This window comes from Citrobacter sp. RHBSTW-00986 (assembly GCF_013783065.1).
In the GTDB taxonomy this organism is placed as follows: Bacteria; Pseudomonadota; Gammaproteobacteria; order Enterobacterales; family Enterobacteriaceae; genus Citrobacter; species Citrobacter braakii.
In genome coordinates this window covers 479,587-496,798 of sequence record NZ_CP056200.1, presented here as the reverse complement: position 1 = coordinate 496,798, position 17,212 = coordinate 479,587, and the positions used below count along the sequence as shown (strand labels likewise).

Sequence of the window (17,212 nt, the reverse complement as noted above, 5' to 3'; positions counted from 1 at the left end):
TGTAATATCCGGTGTCGGATGGCGCAAGCCTTGCCATCCGACACCGTCACTCTCATCGTCAGGTGTGTAATAAACTGGCGCGCACCTTGATCACCACCTTTTTGATGTCCATCGGAGCCTGTACCACGCAGCCCGGCTTATGCGGCTCGCCCGGCATAAAAATCACAAATCTTCCCGGCTTCAGTACCATCGCCTGCTCATCGGCAATCTGGCTACACAGCTGATAATCATCCTCAACGTGCATCTCTTCGCACTGACGAGCAGAATCAGTCATCCCGAACAGAATGCGTTCTTCACCGGATAACAGCACCTGAATATCAATGTATTCCCTGTGCAGTTCCGCTTTCTTTTGCTCCGGGCTCTGCGTTGCAAATTGCATAACATTCATAAAAATATTATCGCCCTGCAACTCGTAGCGCCCTGGCGTTTTCTCCTGCGGATTCGCCGCAACAGCCAGCGTTAACGCCTGCTGCAAGACCGGATGTAATCCGGCAGAAGGCAATGAACGCAACTCATCTGACATCATAATCAATCTCCCTGGGCCAACAGCGCGGCCCCCAGTAATCCAGCGTCATGACGGTAATGCGCCGCCCGTAATTCTACGTGGTAAGCCGAAGGCTCTTGTGCCAGATAGTTTTCCACCAGCGCCAGATACCCTTCTGCCAGCCCCACGCTGCCGCCAATCACCACAATCTGGGAATCGATCGTGGCCTTCACATCGGCGACAAGCCTTGCCAAAGTACGTGCCGAACGATGGATCAACCGACTGGCCTGCTCATCACCCTGCCCGGCGCGGCTAAAAATGGTTTTGGCGTCGCATCCAGCAAGCGTACCTTCGGCAGCCGCCGCGATCCCACGACCGGAAGCGATCGCCTCGACACAACCCACACGCCCGCAACCGCACACCGGCCCATGCGGATCAGCCAGCGTATGTCCCAGATGCCCGGCCAGACCGCCAATCCCGGTCATCAGCTTCCCATCACTTACCACCCCGCCGCCTACACCGGTGGAGACGGTGATAAACACCATATCGCGGTACTCGCCGCCAAGCGCATGATACTCAGCCCACGCCGCGGCCTGCGCGTCATTGACTGCCAGCGTCGGCAAAGCGGTGAGATCTTTTAGCGTTTGCACCAGAGGAAAATGCAGCAGCCCGCCGAGGTTGTGCGGGTTCAGCGCCAGTAGAGAACCGTCGCGGATAATCCCCGTTGAGGCGATCGCCACCCGCGTTGCCTGCCCCTGTAGCGGCGCAACCAGTGCTTGTAACACGGCACGCAGAGCATCCGGTGTTTTGCTGGCGGGCGTCGGCAATTCATGACGCTCTTGAATTTGCAGGCTGCTGTCTACCAGCGCGACAGCCAGTTTGGTGCCGCCAATATCAATCGACAGCGTGGTCATAGCACCGCCTTTTTAAGCGCTGTGTTGTACCACTGGCAAATGTGCTCCAGCCGGGTAATGGCTGAGCCGACTGTCACCGCCCATGCGCCATGACGCATCGCCTCAGCGGCCTGCGCTGGCGTGTTGTAACGTCCTTCAGCAATCACCCGACAACCCGCGTCGCTTAAAGACTTCACCAGAGCCAGATCCGGCTCTTCGGGCGTTTCTGGCGTGGTATAACCAGAAAGTGTAGTACCAATGATTTCGGCACCGAGTTTCTGGCAGGCCATGCCATCCGCCATGGACGAACAGTCAGCCATCGCAAGGCGTTGGTGATGATGAATACGTGCCAGTAAGGTTTCTACAGGTACCGGACGTACGCGATCGGTACCGTCGATGGCGATGATGTCAGCGCCTGCCTGCGCCAGCGCATCAACATCCTCCAGATATGCGGTGATGCGAACCGGAGAGTCATCAAGGTCACGTTTGAGAATGCCGATAATCGGCACCGAAACTACCGCCCTGGTCGCTTTCAGGTTTTCCACCCCTTCAATGCGTAACGCCACCGCGCCAGCCTGTTCCGCGGCCAGCGCCATCGCCGCAACAATTTCCGGTTTATCTAACGGGCTGTCAGGAACAGGCTGGCAGGAGACAATCAGCCCGCCGTTCGCGGCAATCTTGATATCCAGTTGTTCAAGTAACGACATGCTTATTCCCTTATGACTATTGCCCGGTGCAGGACCGGGCAAACGGATTAAGTTTTGGATTTCACCATGGTGCTTTTGTCGCCGCCGAACGGCACGGCCCCGCTAAACGGTTTGCCATCAATGGCATCATGCGTACGCAATGCTTCAGGCCGCAGCCAGCGCTGTACGCGAGACGGCATATCGAGACCAATCAGCAGGATCACCACAAATGTCAGGCCGAAAGAGAGCGATCCCAACGCGGTGCCCAGATCCAGTCGTTGGGCAATCAGCGCACCGATGATCGGTGCCAGCGCCCCGCCCAATGCACCCACGTTGTAGGTGAAGCCCAGACCCGCCGCACGCTGGTCGGTATCGAAATAGCCGCCAATCAGTTTTGGTAAGATCCCGGAGATCCCCTGACCGAGCATTTGCTGGAAAAACAGCAGTAAACCCAGTACCCAGACGTTTGAGCCGCCAATCGCAAACACTGGAATAATCAGCAACTGCGAAGCCAGCAGACTGCAGACATAGGCCTTACGCGTGCCCAGCCAGTCGCCAAGAAAACCACCGACGCAACAACCGACCGCCGCGCCAAAGCCGCTAAAGAAGAGCACCCTGGCGACAGTGGAAGGGTCATACAGCAGTTCAGTTTTCAGATAGGTTGGCAGCAGCGCCTGAATCGGCCATGAGTAAAGGAAGGCAAACAGCACAACCACCATCAGCATGACGCCCGTCGGCCAGCGTTTCCCGCTGCTTTGCACCATAAAACTAATGAAGATAAACGCGCATATCAGGCCAAGGACCGCCACGATAGCCGCATTTTGCAGGTTGCCTGCAAAGCAGAACCACAGCGCGGTTGCGGCGGCGAGAGTCATCACAATATTGATAACCCGATGTTCGCCCCGGTAGAGAATGTCCACCATCGTGCGTACCGGCGCTTTGCCTTCGTGTTTCTCTTTCCAGTCTTCCGCTTCCGGAATATTTTTACGCAGCCAGAGGGCGAAGATAATCGGCAAAATGCCGATGAAGAACAGCGCGCGCCATCCCCAGACCGGGACCACCAGGCTGTAGACCTGGGCGGCGATCACTGCGCCTACAGAGAAGCCGGAAATCAGGAAGCCGCTGGCTTTGTTTCGCAGGTGCCTGGGCCAGCTTTCAATAACATAAGTTGCGCTGGAGCCGTACTCACCAGCCATCCCCATACCGATAACCAGGCGGGCGATAAACATGGTGGTGTAGCCCGGCGCGAAGCCGCAGGCCAGCGTCCCCACAGAGAACAGAATGATACTGGTGACCATCGCCAGGCGGCGTCCATAACGGTCGCCCATCGCGCCCAGCATTAACCCGCCAAACCAGCGGGAGATAAAAGCGGCCGAGATCAGACTGGCCGCCTGCACCGTCGTCAGTCCGAATTCGCCTTGTACTTCCGTCAGCACAAGGGCGATTAATACAAAATCAAAACCATCAAGCAAATATCCCAGCCAGGCGGCGGAAAATGCCCGCCATTGCGCCCGATTGAGATGGCGATACCACGGGATGCTCTGGGTAGAAGTACTCATTTTACTCTCCCGACGATCTTTATTTTCGTTGTGGTGCCGGATGGCGGATTCGCCTTATCCGGCCTACGAGTCTTGTTTTTGCAGGCCGGATAAGTATTGTGCTATCCGGCGTCCAATCAGTCGCGTTCCAGCATTAATTGCTGGGCCAGCGCTTTCAGTTCCGGCAGATATTGTTCATCTACCGGGGCAAATGGTTTACGGCACAGCGGAACAGAAACCACGTCCATATAGTGCAATACCGTCTTCAGGCCGCGGAACACGCCAACCTTAATGAGCAGATCGATAACCTTATTGCACTCGGTTTGCAGCTTTTGCGCCGTCCGGATGTCGCCTTCTTTGAGCGCTTTCACAATTCCCTGATAACGCCATCCCATAATGTTGTAAGTGCTACCGATACCGCCATCAGCGCCCGCCAGCAGACCAGAAGCGAAGATCTCGTCATAACCGTTATAAAGCACCAGATCGGGGTGAGCGCGGCGGATCTGTTCCATCTGATAGAGATCGCCTGAGGTTTGCTTCAGCGCGCCAACGCCCGGCAACGTCACCAGCGTGTTGATCTGATCCAGCGTCAGTTTTACGCCGCTCAGCGCCGGGATGTTATAGACCACCATCGGCAAGCCATCAGCGGAATCAATAATTGCGCGGTAGTGATCGCAGTGCTCTTCAAAACTGAACGGATAGTAAAACGGTGTGACGGCTGAAACCGCATCAAAGCCGTAGCGATGCGCGGCACTCGCCAGCTGTTGGCTCTCTTCGGTACTCACTGTGCCAACGTGAGCGATCAGCGTCACCTTGCCTTTCGCTTCTTCGGCAACAATTTCCAGTACCTGCTCTCTCTCAACGCGGTTTTGGACAAATGCCTCACCCGTAGACCCACCGACATACAGCCCGTCGATCCCTTGCCCAATGTTGAAACGCACCAGGCGGCGCAGGCTCTCAATGTCCAGTCGCTGTTGGCTATCGAATGGGGTTAACAACGCTGGCATTACGCCTTTTAAATCTCTTGCCATAGCTACCTCTGATGATGATTAGTGTTATCTGACTGCATACCTTTATACCTGTTATACCAGATCAAATAAGCAGCAATACAATACAGAACGCTTATAGTGCGATCTGCCTCACTAAACGATCGTCAGGATCGCGATTACTTACGCAATTTTTTACTTTTGCTAAAGGCGTGCCAGGTAGCGGAAACGCTGTTGAGATGTTCTTGCAGTGCGCGGTCAGCTTCCTCAGGGTCGCGCTGACGAATCGCGTCCACAATAGCGATATGCTGCTGATAACTCACGTTATTGTGCTCATACAACTCTTGGTCGGCCACGGTCGGACGGGCGGCAATTAGCCAGTCTAACAGCGCAACATGGATAGCCATAAAGATGGGATTGCCCGGGATCTCCGCCAGTATGCGATGAAAATCAACGTCCGAGCGAATGAACAGCGTATTGTCATCGAGCGACTGGCTGTTGATCTCCAGTGCTTTCGCCAGTCTGTCGATTTGCTCATCCGTCGCATGTTCTGCGGCGTATCGTACCAGGCTGGATTCAAAGAACAGTCGCAGCTGTTCGAAGTGGGCAATGCCGCCGGGATGCGCGAGGAAATCTTTCGCCATACCGGACAGCTCGCTGATAATGGTATCAGCTGAAGGACGCGAAACGCGGGCGCGCTCGCCATTGTTGATTTGCACCAGACCTTTGCGTTTTAACGCTGCCAGCGCTTCTCGTACAGAAGGACGGCCCACGTTAAAGAAGGCCATCAGCTCCCGCTCAGACGGCAACTGTTCGCCCTCGCCAAATTCCCGACGACGAATCATCTGCTCCAGTTCTTCTTCAACCATTTCAGACAGCTTTTTACGCGCCAGCGGGCGGTTGCGTAAGCTACGGCCAATGGTGGATGGAGAGTCTTCAGCTTGCGAATCAAATGCGTTCATAGGGCCCATTCAGCTAAGTCGTGGTGACAAATAACAGCGGGTTTATCCTAACACAGGATCGAAAGCAGGGTGAAATGATGGTCAATCAGACTGTCGGGCTTATTGGCGGTCTAACGCATCCAGATATTTTGTTACGCTAAAACATTCAGCTTATATTTAATTGAAAACAATCATATTCGCTTCGTGAAATTTATGAATATGAACGTGATAAATTATCATAACCATCTATTTTATAACGATAAATAATTTAAGCATCGAATTAAAAATAAGATATTCACTCCATAAAAATCGCCCGAAAAAATATAACATCCGTTTGGACAACCGCGTTATTACCGGATTTATCTTCTTCTCTGGCATGGAGTGAAACAATGTTCGGCATCATTATCTCTGTCATCGTTTTATTAACGATGGGTTACCTGATCCTCAAAAACTACAAACCGCAGGTAGTGCTGGCAGCCGCGGGGATCTTCCTGATGATCTGCGGCGTCTGGCTAGGCTACGGCGCGCTGGTCGCTAACGACAAGAGCAGCGGCTATCTACTGGTCGATATTTACAACGAAATTCTGCGTATGCTTTCCAATCGGGCGGCCGGACTAGGGTTATCAATCATGGCGGTAGGTGGTTATGCCCGTTATATGGACAGGATGGGGGCCAGCAGAGCGATGGTTAGCCTGTTAAGCCGCCCGCTTAAGCTAATCCGCTCACCCTATGTTGTTCTTGCCGCCACCTATGTGATTGCTCAGATCATGGCGCAGTTCATCACCAGCGCTTCCGGGTTAGGCATGCTGCTGATGGTGACGCTGTTCCCGACGCTGGTCAGTCTTGGCGTGAGCCGTTTATCGGCGGTGGCGGTCATTGCCACTTCAATGTCAATTGAATGGGGCATTCTGGAAACCAACTCTATTTTTGCCGCGCAGGTGGCGGGCATGAAAATCGCTACCTACTTCTTTCACTATCAGTTACCCGTCGCATCGTGCGTTATCGTCGCCGTCGCTATTGCACATTTTTTCGTTCAGCGGCAGTTTGATAAAAAAGCATTCCCGGAAAGCAACGGATTTGCTGAACAAAAGACGCTGGAAAACGTGCCACCTCTCTATTACGCCATTCTACCCGTCATGCCGTTGCTTCTGATGTTGGGCTCGCTTGCCCTGGCACATATAGGGTTAATGAAAACAGAGCTGAATCTGGTGGTGGTCATGCTGATGAGCATGACGCTGACGATGTTTGTCGAGTTCCTGCATAAACATAATCTGCGCGAAACGATGGATGACGTGCAGGCCTTCTTTGACGGCATGGGAACCCAGTTTGCCAACGTTGTCACGCTGGTGGTCGCCGGTGAGATCTTTGCGAAAGGGTTGACGACTATCGGGACTGTCGACGCTGTAATAAAAGGTGCAGAGCATTCCGGCCTTGGCGGTATCGGCGTGATGATCATCATGGCCGTGGTCATTGCCGCCTGTGCGATTGTCATGGGGTCAGGTAACGCGCCGTTTATGTCTTTTGCCAGCCTGATTCCAGATATTGCCGCCGGACTACATATTCCTGCGGTAGTGATGATTATGCCGATGCATTTTGCTACTACGCTGGCCCGGGCGGTATCCCCCATTACAGCGGTCATTGTGGTGACATCAGGTATTGCGGGCGTATCGCCCTTTGAAGTGGTAAAACGTACGGCCATCCCGATGGCGGTGGGATTTGTGGTCAATATGATAGTCACCATCACGCTGTTTTACTGATCCCGAAGGCAGAAAACAGAACAGGCCCCAAAGGGCCTGTTTTTTATTTCACTACGCGTAGCGCTGGACGCCCACCGCGAGGCGGCGGCGGAGTGTCATCCGGATCGTTGTCGTCGCCATTGTCAGGCTTATCGCCATCAATGACCGACATGACCGTTTCACTTTCAAAACCAGTTGCGTCGTTGTCGTCATCATTTAAGCTGGCGACATCTTCGTCGTAGGCGGCTTCCGGCTCGAACATAGTACCGGCGCCATTTTCACGAGCATAAATTGCCAGAACTGCCGCCAGCGGTACAGAAACCTGACGCGGCACACCACCGAAGCGCGCGTTAAAGCGCACTTCATCGTTAGCCAGTTCCAGGTTACCCACCGCACGTGGTGCGATATTCAGAACAATTTGCCCATCACGCGCATATTCCATAGGAACCTGCACGTCCTGAAGCGTCACATCCACCACCAGGTGCGGCGTAAGCTGGTTGTCTAACAACCACTCATAGAATGCGCGCAGCAGATACGGACGGCGTGGTGTTAGCTGTGGCAAATCCATACAGGTTAACCCCGGCCCAGACGCATTTCACGTTCAGGCTCAGTCAGAGAAGCCAGGAAAGAATCACGTTCAAAGACGCGAGTCATGTACCCTTTCAGTTCTTTCGAACCTGCACCGTTGAATTCAATGCCCAGCTGCGGTAAACGCCACAGCAGCGGCGCCAGGTAGCAGTCTACCAGGCTGAACTCATCGCTCAGGAAGTAAGGTTTCTGGCCAAATACTGGTGCAATTGCCAGCAGTTCTTCGCGCAGACGCTTACGCGCGACTTCGGCTTCAGAAGCAGAACCGTTCACGATGACATTCATCAGCGTGTACCAGTCTTTTTCAATACGCTGCATGTACAGGCGGCTTTCACCACGCGCAACCGGGTAAACCGGCATCAGCGGCGGATGCGGGAAGCGCTCATCCAGGTATTCCATAATGATGCGAGATTCCCACAGGGTCAGCTCACGATCCACCAGTGTCGGTACGCTCTGATTCGGGTTGAGGTCGATCAGATCCTGCGGTGGATTGTCCTTCTCCACATGCTCAATCTCGAAACTAACACCTTTCTCAGCCAGCACAATGCGGACCTGATGGCTATAGATGTCAGTAGGACCAGAAAACAGCGTCATTACCGAACGTTTGTTGGCAGCGACAGCCATGAAAACCTCCAGGTATATTCAGAATTTTTACTGCTACCAGCCACTAAGTGGCCAGCCAGAAGTGATGTCACCCATATTCGGGAAAGCCATTACTGTTCAAAATACAAACAAAAAATGAACGATACCGGACATTTGGGCAGAAAATTGGATGATAGTTTACCAGATTTTGTGACCTTTGTGGTGAGTCGATTCTTGAAATGGGGAAAAAGAGGTGGCAATCAGCGGATTACCGTGGTTATACGGAGAGCAGTAACGATAAAAAAACCCGCCGAAGCGGGTTTTTTCGCAAATTGTTGTCTGCCGAAGCAGAGTACAATTAACGTTTGGAGAACTGAGGACGACGACGTGCTTTACGCAGACCGACTTTCTTACGTTCAACCTGACGAGCATCACGGGTAACGAAGCCAGCTTTACGCAGTTCGCCACGCAGGGATTCGTCGTACTCCATCAGAGCGCGGGTGATACCGTGACGGATCGCACCAGCCTGACCAGAGATACCACCACCTTTAACAGTGATGTACAGATCCAGTTTCTCAACCATGTCGACCAGTTCCAGCGGCTGACGAACTACCATGCGGGCAGTTTCACGACCGAAGTACTGTTCCAGAGAACGTTGGTTGATTACGATTTTACCACTGCCCGGTTTGATGAAAACGCGAGCTGCGGAACTTTTGCGGCGACCAGTGCCGTAGTATTGATTTTCAGCCATTGCCTATAATCCCGATTAGATGTCAAGAACTTGCGGTTGCTGTGCCGCGTGGTTGTGCTCGTTGCCAGCGTAAACTTTCAGTTTACGGAACATAGCACGACCCAGCGGGCCTTTTGGCAGCATGCCTTTAACCGCGATTTCAAGCACACGCTCAGGACGGCGAGCAATCATCTCTTCAAAGGTCGCTTGTTTGATACCGCCGATGTGACCGGTGTGGTGATAGTACACTTTGTCAGTACGCTTGTTGCCAGTTACAGCAACTTTGTCAGCGTTCAGAACGATGATGTAATCACCGGTATCTACGTGCGGAGTATATTCCGCTTTGTGCTTACCGCGCAGGCGCAGAGCCAGTTCGGAAGCCAGACGGCCCAGAGTTTTACCGGTCGCGTCAACAACATACCAGTCGCGTTTTACGGTTTCTGGTTTAGCTGTAAAAGTTTTCATTAAAAGCTTACCCAAATAAATAAGTTACACGTTGGTGAACACCCAAACGTTTTGTCAGTTGAGGTTCACACGACATTGTCCAGCAAACCTACCCCTTCGAATAGCCTATGCCGGCGCATAGAAAGTTTTGGGAAAAAAACTCTCTCGTAACGTGGGGTCGCAAGATTATAGAGAAGTCAGGGTCAAAGATCGACCCCTTTATGTGATTTGCGGCAGGTTTAACCGGCTAAATGTTCCCGCTTCAGATACTCTTCGCTTTGCATCTCCTGCAAACGCGACAAACAACGCTGAAATTCAAACTTCAGACGCTCGCCCTGATAAATTTCATAAAGTGGTGAGGCCGCACTGACCACCAGCTTAACGTGGCGTTCGTAGAACTCATCCACCAGTGCGATAAAACGCCGCGCTTCGCTCTCCATCAGCGTCGTCATGACCGGCACATCAGACAACAGCACCGTATGAAACAGACGCGATAGCGCAATGTAGTCATGCTGACTACGCGCATCGACACAGAGCGTGGTGAACGACACCGCCAGCGTTTGGTTTTCGACGGCCAGCGTCTGCATCGGACGATGATTGATCTCCAGCGTCGGCGCATGTTCACTTTTCGTTCCCGCTAATGCCAGCCAGAGCTTATCCATCTGCTGGCGGGTTTCGTCATTCAGTGGTGTCAACCACAAATGCGCCTGCGTTAAGGTGCGCAGACGATAATCGACGCCAGCATCGACATTCATGATGTCACAATGCTGTTTGATGGCATCAATGGCAGGAAGAAAGCGCGTGCGTTGCAAACCGTTGCGATACAGCTCATCAGGCGGAATATTGGAGGTTGCCACCAGCGTAATACCACGGGCAAACAGCGCCTTCATCAGGCCGCCGAGCAGCATGGCGTCGGTGATGTCAGAAACAAAAAATTCGTCAAAACACAGCACGTCCGTTTCAGCCTTAAAGCGGTCGGCAATGATTTCCAGCGGATCGCTCTGCCCCTGCAGGGCCGTAAGCTCTTCATGGACGCGCAGCATAAAACGGTGAAAGTGCAAACGCTGTTTACGCCCGCCCGGCAGGCTATGGAAGAACAGATCCATCAGCCACGTTTTTCCGCGCCCGACTCCGCCCCACATATACAGACCACGCACCGGCGCGTTGGTCGGTGACTCACGCTTTCCCAGCAATTTGCCAAAACGCGCCATCAGTCCGCTCTCCTGCGGAGCAGGACGTGCTGGCGTCGAAAGCGCCTGGAAAATTGTTTCCAGTCGATTCACTGCTTCTTGTTGTACGTTGTCGGGCTGATGACTGCCGTCTTTGAGGGCTTGCTGGTAACGCGATGTCGGGGAAAGGCTTTGCATGATGTTATTGTTATTCCTTGAGAATCGATGTGCCGTCGCTCACGGTTGACGAAAAAAAGGCCGTTCTACATTACGTGATATAAACACGGGATTCCACTTCTACGGGATTAGCGGTTATAGTGGCATAATCAGGCGCAGGCATGGAGCCTAAAGCCAACACCCTACGGAAACACAAGACAACGGGAGATGTTCATGACCTGGGAATATGCGCTAATTGGGTTAGTCGTCGGTATCATTATTGGTGCTGTAGCCATGCGTTTTGGTAATCGTAAATTACGCCAACAGCAGGCATTGCAGTACGAACTGGAAAAAAATAAAGCTGAGCTGGAAGAGTACCGCGAAGAGCTGGTGAGCCACTTTGCCCGCAGCGCTGAACTGCTGGATAACATGGCGGACGATTATCGTCAGATCTACCAGCATATGGCGAAAAGCTCCAGCAACCTGCTGCCGGGTATGTCACCGGAAAATAATCCGTTCCGTAATCGTCTGGCAGAGTCCGAAGCGGGTAACGATCAGGCGCCGGTTCAGATGCCGCGAGACTATTCTGAAGGCGCATCTGGCCTGCTGCGTAGTGGCGCAAAGCGCGACTAACTGCACATCGTTAAGAAATTTATTGGGCGCAGCAATTGCGCCCTCCGCTTCTCTTCCTGTCCCAGCTATTATTTAGTCGTTAGCCTCATTGTGACCAAACCGAAAATTCAATAACATCAAACTGTTTTGAATCATCTTCCGTTTACTCAAGGTACGAGAGCAGGATCCATGAAAAAACAAACCCAGCTGTTGAGTGCATTAGCGTTAAGTGTCGGGTTAACTCTCTCGGCGCCATTCCCAGCCGTAGCGTCGATTCCCGGCCAGGTTCCCGGTCAGGCTGCGCTCCCCAGCCTCGCACCGATGCTGGAGAAAGTGTTACCTGCCGTGGTGAGCGTAAGGGTCGAAGGCACCGCCGCTCAGGGGCAGAAAGTCCCGGAAGAGTTCAAAAAGTTTTTTGGTGATGAACTTCCCGATCAACCTGCACAACCTTTTGAAGGGCTGGGTTCCGGGGTCATCATTGATGCCGCCAAAGGCTACGTCCTGACCAATAATCACGTCATCAATCAGGCGCAAAAAATCAGCGTTCAGCTTAATGATGGCCGTGAGTTCGACGCTAAGCTTATCGGCAGCGACGACCAGAGCGATATCGCTCTGCTGCAAATTCAACACCCCAGCAACCTGACGCAAATTGCCATTGCCGACTCCGACAAACTCCGCGTCGGTGATTTCGCGGTGGCCGTGGGTAACCCGTTTGGTTTGGGGCAAACGGCCACCTCCGGCATCGTATCGGCTTTGGGTCGCAGCGGGTTGAACCTGGAAGGTCTGGAAAACTTTATTCAGACCGATGCCTCCATCAACCGGGGTAACTCCGGCGGCGCGTTGCTAAACCTCAATGGTGAGCTGATTGGCATTAACACCGCGATTCTGGCGCCCGGCGGCGGTAGCATCGGTATTGGTTTTGCGATCCCGAGCAATATGGCACGCACGCTGGCGCAGCAACTGATGCAGTTTGGTGAAATCAAACGTGGTCTGCTGGGAATTAAAGGCACCGAAATGACCGCCGATATCGCCAAAGCGTTCAAACTGGACGTGCAGCGCGGCGCGTTTGTCAGCGAGGTTCTGCCTAACTCTGGCTCCGCAAAAGCAGGTGTGAAGTCTGGTGACGTCATTACCAGCCTCAACGGCAAACCGCTCAACAGCTTCGCCGAACTGCGTTCACGCATAGCGACAACCGAACCAGGGACCAAAGTCAAATTGGGCCTGCTGCGTAACGGTAAACCGCTGGAGGTTGAAGTAACCCTGGATACCAGTACATCATCGTCCGCCAGCGCGGAGATGATTGCTCCTGCGTTGCAAGGGGCTACGCTCAGTGACGGTCAGCTTAAAGACGGCACCAAAGGCATCAAAATTGATAACGTTGAAAAAAGCAGCCCAGCCGCGCAGGCCGGTCTGCATAAAGATGACGTTATCATTGGCGTTAACCGCGATCGTGTAAATTCGATCGCCGAAATGCGTAAAGTGCTGGAAACGAAACCGTCGATCATTGCTCTGCAAGTAGTGCGCGGTAACGAGAGTATTTACCTGCTCCTGCGTTAACGCATGCAACCGGACATCAGTCCCCCGTGTGATGTCCGGTAAACTCGTGATATGCTGCTGCCGTTCCCTTTATTAATGACGCCGCCATCATGTTTGTGAAGCTTTTACGTTCGGTCGCGATTGGTTTAATCGTCGGCGCTATTCTGCTGGCCGCGATGCCCTCTCTGCGAAAAATAAATACGCTTACCGCGCCACAGTTCGACAGTGCAGATGAAACGCCCGCCAGCTATAACCCGGCGGTTCGCCGTGCAGCGCCTGCCGTCGTTAACGTTTATAACCGTAGTATGAACAGCACAGCACATAACCAGCTTGAGATCCGCACACTCGGCTCAGGCGTTATCATGGATCAGCGCGGCTATATCATTACCAATAAGCACGTCATTAATGATGCCGACCAAATCATCGTCGCGTTGCAGGATGGGCGTGTATTCGAAGCGCTGCTAGTGGGTTCTGATACGTTAACCGATCTTGCGGTGCTGAAAATCAACGCGACTGGCGGACTGCCGACAATTCCAATTAATAACAAACGCGTGCCGCACATCGGCGATGTCGTCCTCGCCATTGGTAACCCGTACAACCTTGGGCAAACGATCACTCAGGGGATTATCAGCGCCACCGGTCGTATTGGCCTGAACCCGACTGGACGGCAAAACTTCCTGCAAACGGATGCCTCCATCAACCACGGCAACTCCGGCGGCGCGTTGGTCAACTCGCTGGGCGAGTTAATGGGTATTAACACGCTGTCATTTGATAAGAGTAACGATGGCGAAACCCCGGAAGGGATCGGCTTTGCTATTCCGTTTCAGTTGGCAACCAAAATCATGGATAAGCTGATTCGTGACGGGCGCGTGATTCGTGGCTACATCGGCATCAGCGGTCGCGAAATTGCGCCACTGCACGCCCAGGGCGGCGGGATGGATCAAATTCAGGGGATAGTGGTTAACGAAGTGGCCCCAGATGGTCCGGCTGCGCAGGCAGGAATTCAGGTTAACGATCTGATTATTTCGGTCAATAACAAACCGGCAGTATCTGCGCTGGAAACCATGGACCAGGTGGCAGAGATTCGCCCAGGTTCGGTTATCTCTGTTGTCGTGATGCGTGATGACAAGCAGTTGACGCTGCAGGTAACGATTCAGGAATACCCGGCTACAAACTAAATCACAAGCGAAATGATGTAAAAAAACCGGAGATAGCTCCGGTTTTTTTATGCGTCAAATTCGCGATATTTGTAGGACGGATAAAGCGTTAAACACCGCCATCCGGCCTACATAAAGGCGTTATTTAACGAACTCTTCACCCAGGGTGATATCTTTCTTCAGCGTATCCAGCATACCTTCCAGCGAGCTCTGCTCAAATGCGCTCAGCTTGCCGATAGACTGGCGTTCTTCTACGCCGTTTTTACCCAACAGCAGCGGCTGAGAGAAGAAGCGAGCATACTGGCCGTCGCCTTCAACGTAAGCACATTCAACCACGCCTTTTTCGCCGCTCAGCGCGCGAACCAGTGACAGGCCGAAACGTGCTGCAGCCTGACCCATAGACAGGGTTGCAGATCCGCCACCGGCTTTAGCTTCCACAACTTCAGTACCTGCATTCTGGATACGTTTGGTCAGGTCAGCCGCTTCTTGCTCAGTGAAGCTCACGCCAGGGATTTGTGACAGCAGCGGGAGAATGGTCACGCCAGAGTGGCCGCCAATAACCGGGACTTCAACGTCACCAGGCTGCTTGCCTTTCAGTTCCGCAACAAAGGTGTTGGAGCGGATGATGTCCAGCGTGGTCACGCCAAACAGTTTGTTCTTATCGTATACGCCTGCTTTTTTCAGCACTTCTGCAGCGATAGCAACGGTCGTGTTCACCGGGTTGGTGATAATACCGATACATGCTTTCGGGCAGGTTTTAGCAACCTGCTGCACCAGGTTCTTCACGATACCGGCGTTAACGTTGAACAGGTCGGAACGATCCATACCCGGTTTACGTGCAACACCCGCAGAGATCAGTACCACATCAGCACCTTCCAGTGCAGGGGTAGCGTCTTCGCCGCTGAAGCCTTTGATTTTCACAGCAGTAGGGATATGGCTCAAATCAACGGCCACGCCAGGCGTTACTGGAGCGATGTCGTACAGGGAGAGTTCTGAACCTGAAGGCAGTTGGGTTTTTAACAGTAATGCTAGCGCCTGACCGATACCACCAGCAGCGCCGAGGACTGCAACTTTCATCCTAAACTCCTTATTATATTGATAAGCAAAGTGTCTATTGCTCCGCGGCGGCGACCTTAATTCACAAATCCAACGAATACAACAACCACGCGTCAAGAATGCGTAGTCACGCAAATTTGGCTTTTATGCATTTAACTTACGTAAAATAAAACCTAAGTTACGTAATTCAAAACCACCCGCACAGTAGAGCAACTTTCCAACAGGTGCTGACAATATACCCTACCCACCTCTCAAAACAACATCAATTTGATAACATTTAATTTACTTTTAACCTTATTTGCGAGCCGTGACACAGGCATGTTTCTTGATAACGAAATTTGATAAAATTCCGCTCTTTCATAACATTATTTCAGCCTTGAACAAGGCAGACTGTTTGCATAAAAATTCATCTGTATGCACAATAATGTTGTTTCTACCGCCATATTACGGGTGACTTATGCGAAGCTCGGCAAAACAAGAAGAATTAGTAAAGGCGTTTAAAGCGCTGCTTAAAGAAGAAAAGTTCAGCTCTCAGGGCGAAATCGTCCTCGCGTTGCAGGATCAGGGCTTTGATAATATCAATCAGTCCAAGGTTTCTCGCATGCTGACCAAGTTCGGCGCCGTGCGTACCCGCAATGCGAAAATGGAAATGGTGTACTGCCTGCCGGCAGAGTTAGGGGTACCTACAACATCCAGTCCACTGAAAAATCTGGTATTGGATATCGATTACAACGATGCAGTTGTGGTTATTCATACCAGCCCTGGCGCTGCTCAGTTGATTGCACGTCTGCTGGACTCATTAGGTAAAGCGGAAGGGATTCTGGGTACAATTGCCGGTGACGATACCATCTTCACCACCCCAGCTAAGGGTTTTACGGTAAAAGATTTGTACGAAGCTATTCTGGAACTGTTCGAACAAGAGCTGTAATACTTCCTCCCCGTCGCCTCGCGGCGGGGGAAAAACCTCTGTATCCACCCTCCTCCCTCTATTATCCACTGTCATTGATTTAACAAATGGTGCGTTTAACCGTCAAAAGTCATTCACATAGCGAATATGAAGAGTTAAAAACGCACATTTTGCAAAAATACATATCTCAATGATTTAATTGAATTTATTATAAAACCGATGTTTAAAACCCTATTTTTAATTCTGTTTGGTTATAAAAAATATTTTTCTTAACACTTAATCCGCACAGAAACAATTAGCGTGGTATTAATTTATCGAGTGATTAGCGTATACTTGATTTTGTGATGAGGGTCACGAAACGCAGACCCCAATAAAAGAATTCGACGAGGTAAATATCATGAAAATCAAAACAACTATTGCAACCTTAAGCCTTCTTTCTGTTCTCTCTTTCGGTGCAAGCGCCGCAGTGACTCAGGTGAACTCACAAGAAGCACAGAACCTGCAATCCATGGGCAGCATCTCCGTATCTCAGATCGGTAGCTCACCAATGGACATGCGTCAGGCTATCGCCGCTAAAGCTGAAAAAGCAGGTGCCAGCAGCTATCGCGTCACCGAACTCCGTGAAGGCGCTCACTGGCACGCGACTGCAGAACTCTACAAATAAACCCTCGTCGTCTAGTCCGACGACTTGCCCCCGCCTGCCGGGGGCTTTTTTATGCCTTACATTGAGTGACGAACGTTAAAGCGCAGCTGTCCTTCCAACTCTTCTTCCGCTTCATCGAACAGTAAAATCAGTGCGCCGTATCGCCTGCGTAGCTTGTCCGGCAAATGAACAAATTCAATCTCCAGCGGCAGCGGTAAAACGTCCCCGATAACCACCTCCCACAGAGAATCTAAATCAACCACCTTTTCCCGGGCGAGACCGAACGCGCGCGTAAACTCACGGTAGAAATCCCCCTGGTCTTCTATCTCGTCAAAATCAAATGTATAGATGTTCATCTATAGCCACCA

Annotated in this window: 19 protein-coding genes; 6 read left to right on the top strand and 13 right to left on the bottom strand. The window is 52.1% G+C overall.

All coding sequences use genetic code 11. From position 1 onward, the window contains the following. Window positions 1-58 precede the first annotated feature (58 nt). From nanQ to nanR, 6 genes are all read right to left on the bottom strand, one after another. Complete coding sequence (nanQ, locus tag HV345_RS02465; RefSeq protein ID WP_016154699.1) at window positions 59-526, bottom strand: N-acetylneuraminate anomerase; 468 nt, start codon at window positions 524-526, stop codon at window positions 59-61. Window positions 527-528: 2 nt separating this feature from the next. Next, window positions 529-1,398 (bottom strand): N-acetylmannosamine kinase, encoded by an 870-nt coding sequence (gene nanK / locus HV345_RS02460; RefSeq protein WP_181636213.1) that lies wholly within the window; start codon window positions 1,396-1,398, stop codon window positions 529-531. Continuing rightward, on the bottom strand, window positions 1,395-2,084 hold the full coding sequence (locus HV345_RS02455; protein WP_019077794.1) for an N-acetylmannosamine-6-phosphate 2-epimerase: 690 nt from the start codon (window positions 2,082-2,084) through the stop codon (window positions 1,395-1,397). The genes nanK and HV345_RS02455 overlap by 4 nt, the downstream gene beginning before the upstream one ends. 47 nt (window positions 2,085-2,131) lie before the next feature. After that, window positions 2,132-3,622 (bottom strand): sialic acid transporter NanT, encoded by a 1,491-nt coding sequence (gene nanT / locus HV345_RS02450; RefSeq protein WP_181636212.1) that lies wholly within the window; start codon window positions 3,620-3,622, stop codon window positions 2,132-2,134. A 116-nt stretch (window positions 3,623-3,738) separates the two neighbouring features. Next, window positions 3,739-4,632, bottom strand: a complete 894-nt coding sequence (gene nanA, locus HV345_RS02445; protein ID WP_016157581.1) for an N-acetylneuraminate lyase — start codon at window positions 4,630-4,632, stop codon at window positions 3,739-3,741. 134 nt (window positions 4,633-4,766) lie between these two features. Continuing rightward, complete coding sequence (gene nanR, locus HV345_RS02440) at window positions 4,767-5,558, bottom strand: transcriptional regulator NanR (RefSeq protein WP_016154704.1); 792 nt, start codon at window positions 5,556-5,558, stop codon at window positions 4,767-4,769. Window positions 5,559-5,917: 359 nt separating this feature from the next. On the opposite strand from nanR, the gene dcuC reads away from it, so the two are divergent. Continuing rightward, window positions 5,918-7,285 carry an anaerobic C4-dicarboxylate transporter DcuC gene (gene dcuC, locus HV345_RS02435; protein WP_181636211.1) on the top strand — a complete coding sequence of 456 codons (1,368 nt, stop codon included), beginning with the start codon at window positions 5,918-5,920 and terminating at the stop codon, window positions 7,283-7,285. A 43-nt stretch (window positions 7,286-7,328) separates the two neighbouring features. Here dcuC and sspB read toward each other — a convergent pair whose 3' ends face one another. The 5 genes from sspB to zapE form a co-directional block, all read right to left on the bottom strand. After that, window positions 7,329-7,832: a ClpXP protease specificity-enhancing factor gene (sspB, locus tag HV345_RS02430; protein ID WP_047358534.1), complete on the bottom strand. Its 504-nt coding sequence runs from the start codon at window positions 7,830-7,832 to the stop codon at window positions 7,329-7,331. Between the two features lie 5 nt (window positions 7,833-7,837). Continuing rightward, the gene (gene sspA / locus HV345_RS02425) at window positions 7,838-8,476 is read right to left on the bottom strand and encodes a stringent starvation protein SspA (protein WP_003025132.1); all 639 of its coding nucleotides are present in this window, start codon (window positions 8,474-8,476) and stop codon (window positions 7,838-7,840) included. Window positions 8,477-8,792: 316 nt separating this feature from the next. Continuing rightward, the gene (gene rpsI / locus HV345_RS02420; RefSeq protein WP_003025138.1) at window positions 8,793-9,185 is read right to left on the bottom strand and encodes a 30S ribosomal protein S9; all 393 of its coding nucleotides are present in this window, start codon (window positions 9,183-9,185) and stop codon (window positions 8,793-8,795) included. Window positions 9,186-9,200: 15 nt separating this feature from the next. Next, entirely contained in the window at window positions 9,201-9,629 is a 429-nt protein-coding gene (gene rplM / locus HV345_RS02415; protein WP_003025141.1) for a 50S ribosomal protein L13, read from the bottom strand. A 218-nt stretch (window positions 9,630-9,847) separates the two neighbouring features. After that, the gene (gene zapE / locus HV345_RS02410; RefSeq protein ID WP_181636210.1) at window positions 9,848-10,975 is read right to left on the bottom strand and encodes a cell division protein ZapE; all 1,128 of its coding nucleotides are present in this window, start codon (window positions 10,973-10,975) and stop codon (window positions 9,848-9,850) included. 192 nt (window positions 10,976-11,167) lie between these two features. Between zapE and zapG the strand changes: the two genes are divergently transcribed. The 3 genes from zapG (at window position 11,168) to degS (ending at window position 14,259) form a co-directional block, all read left to right on the top strand. Then, on the top strand, window positions 11,168-11,566 hold the full coding sequence (gene zapG / locus HV345_RS02405) for a Z-ring associated protein ZapG (RefSeq protein ID WP_003025147.1): 399 nt from the start codon (window positions 11,168-11,170) through the stop codon (window positions 11,564-11,566). A 168-nt stretch (window positions 11,567-11,734) separates the two neighbouring features. Further along, window positions 11,735-13,102, top strand: a complete 1,368-nt coding sequence (gene degQ / locus HV345_RS02400) for a serine endoprotease DegQ (RefSeq protein ID WP_047413942.1) — start codon at window positions 11,735-11,737, stop codon at window positions 13,100-13,102. A gap of 89 nt (window positions 13,103-13,191) precedes the next feature. Further along, window positions 13,192-14,259, top strand: a complete 1,068-nt coding sequence (gene degS / locus HV345_RS02395; RefSeq protein WP_003025154.1) for an outer membrane-stress sensor serine endopeptidase DegS — start codon at window positions 13,192-13,194, stop codon at window positions 14,257-14,259. Window positions 14,260-14,379: 120 nt separating this feature from the next. On the opposite strand, the gene mdh is transcribed toward degS, so the two are convergent. Next, the gene (gene mdh / locus HV345_RS02390; protein ID WP_008785953.1) at window positions 14,380-15,315 is read right to left on the bottom strand and encodes a malate dehydrogenase; all 936 of its coding nucleotides are present in this window, start codon (window positions 15,313-15,315) and stop codon (window positions 14,380-14,382) included. Between the two features lie 436 nt (window positions 15,316-15,751). Here mdh and argR point away from each other — a divergent pair, with 436 nt between their 5' ends. Then, a complete protein-coding gene (gene argR, locus HV345_RS02385; RefSeq protein ID WP_003025162.1) occupies window positions 15,752-16,222 on the top strand; it encodes a transcriptional regulator ArgR in 471 nt (156 codons plus the stop codon). 376 nt (window positions 16,223-16,598) lie between these two features. Then, on the top strand, window positions 16,599-16,865 hold the full coding sequence (yhcN, locus tag HV345_RS02380; protein WP_003025165.1) for a peroxide/acid stress response protein YhcN: 267 nt from the start codon (window positions 16,599-16,601) through the stop codon (window positions 16,863-16,865). A gap of 56 nt (window positions 16,866-16,921) precedes the next feature. Here the strand turns inward: yhcN and HV345_RS02375 are convergent, their stop codons facing one another. After that, a complete protein-coding gene (locus HV345_RS02375) occupies window positions 16,922-17,200 on the bottom strand; it encodes a barnase inhibitor (protein WP_016154709.1) in 279 nt (92 codons plus the stop codon). Window positions 17,201-17,212 lie beyond the last annotated feature (12 nt).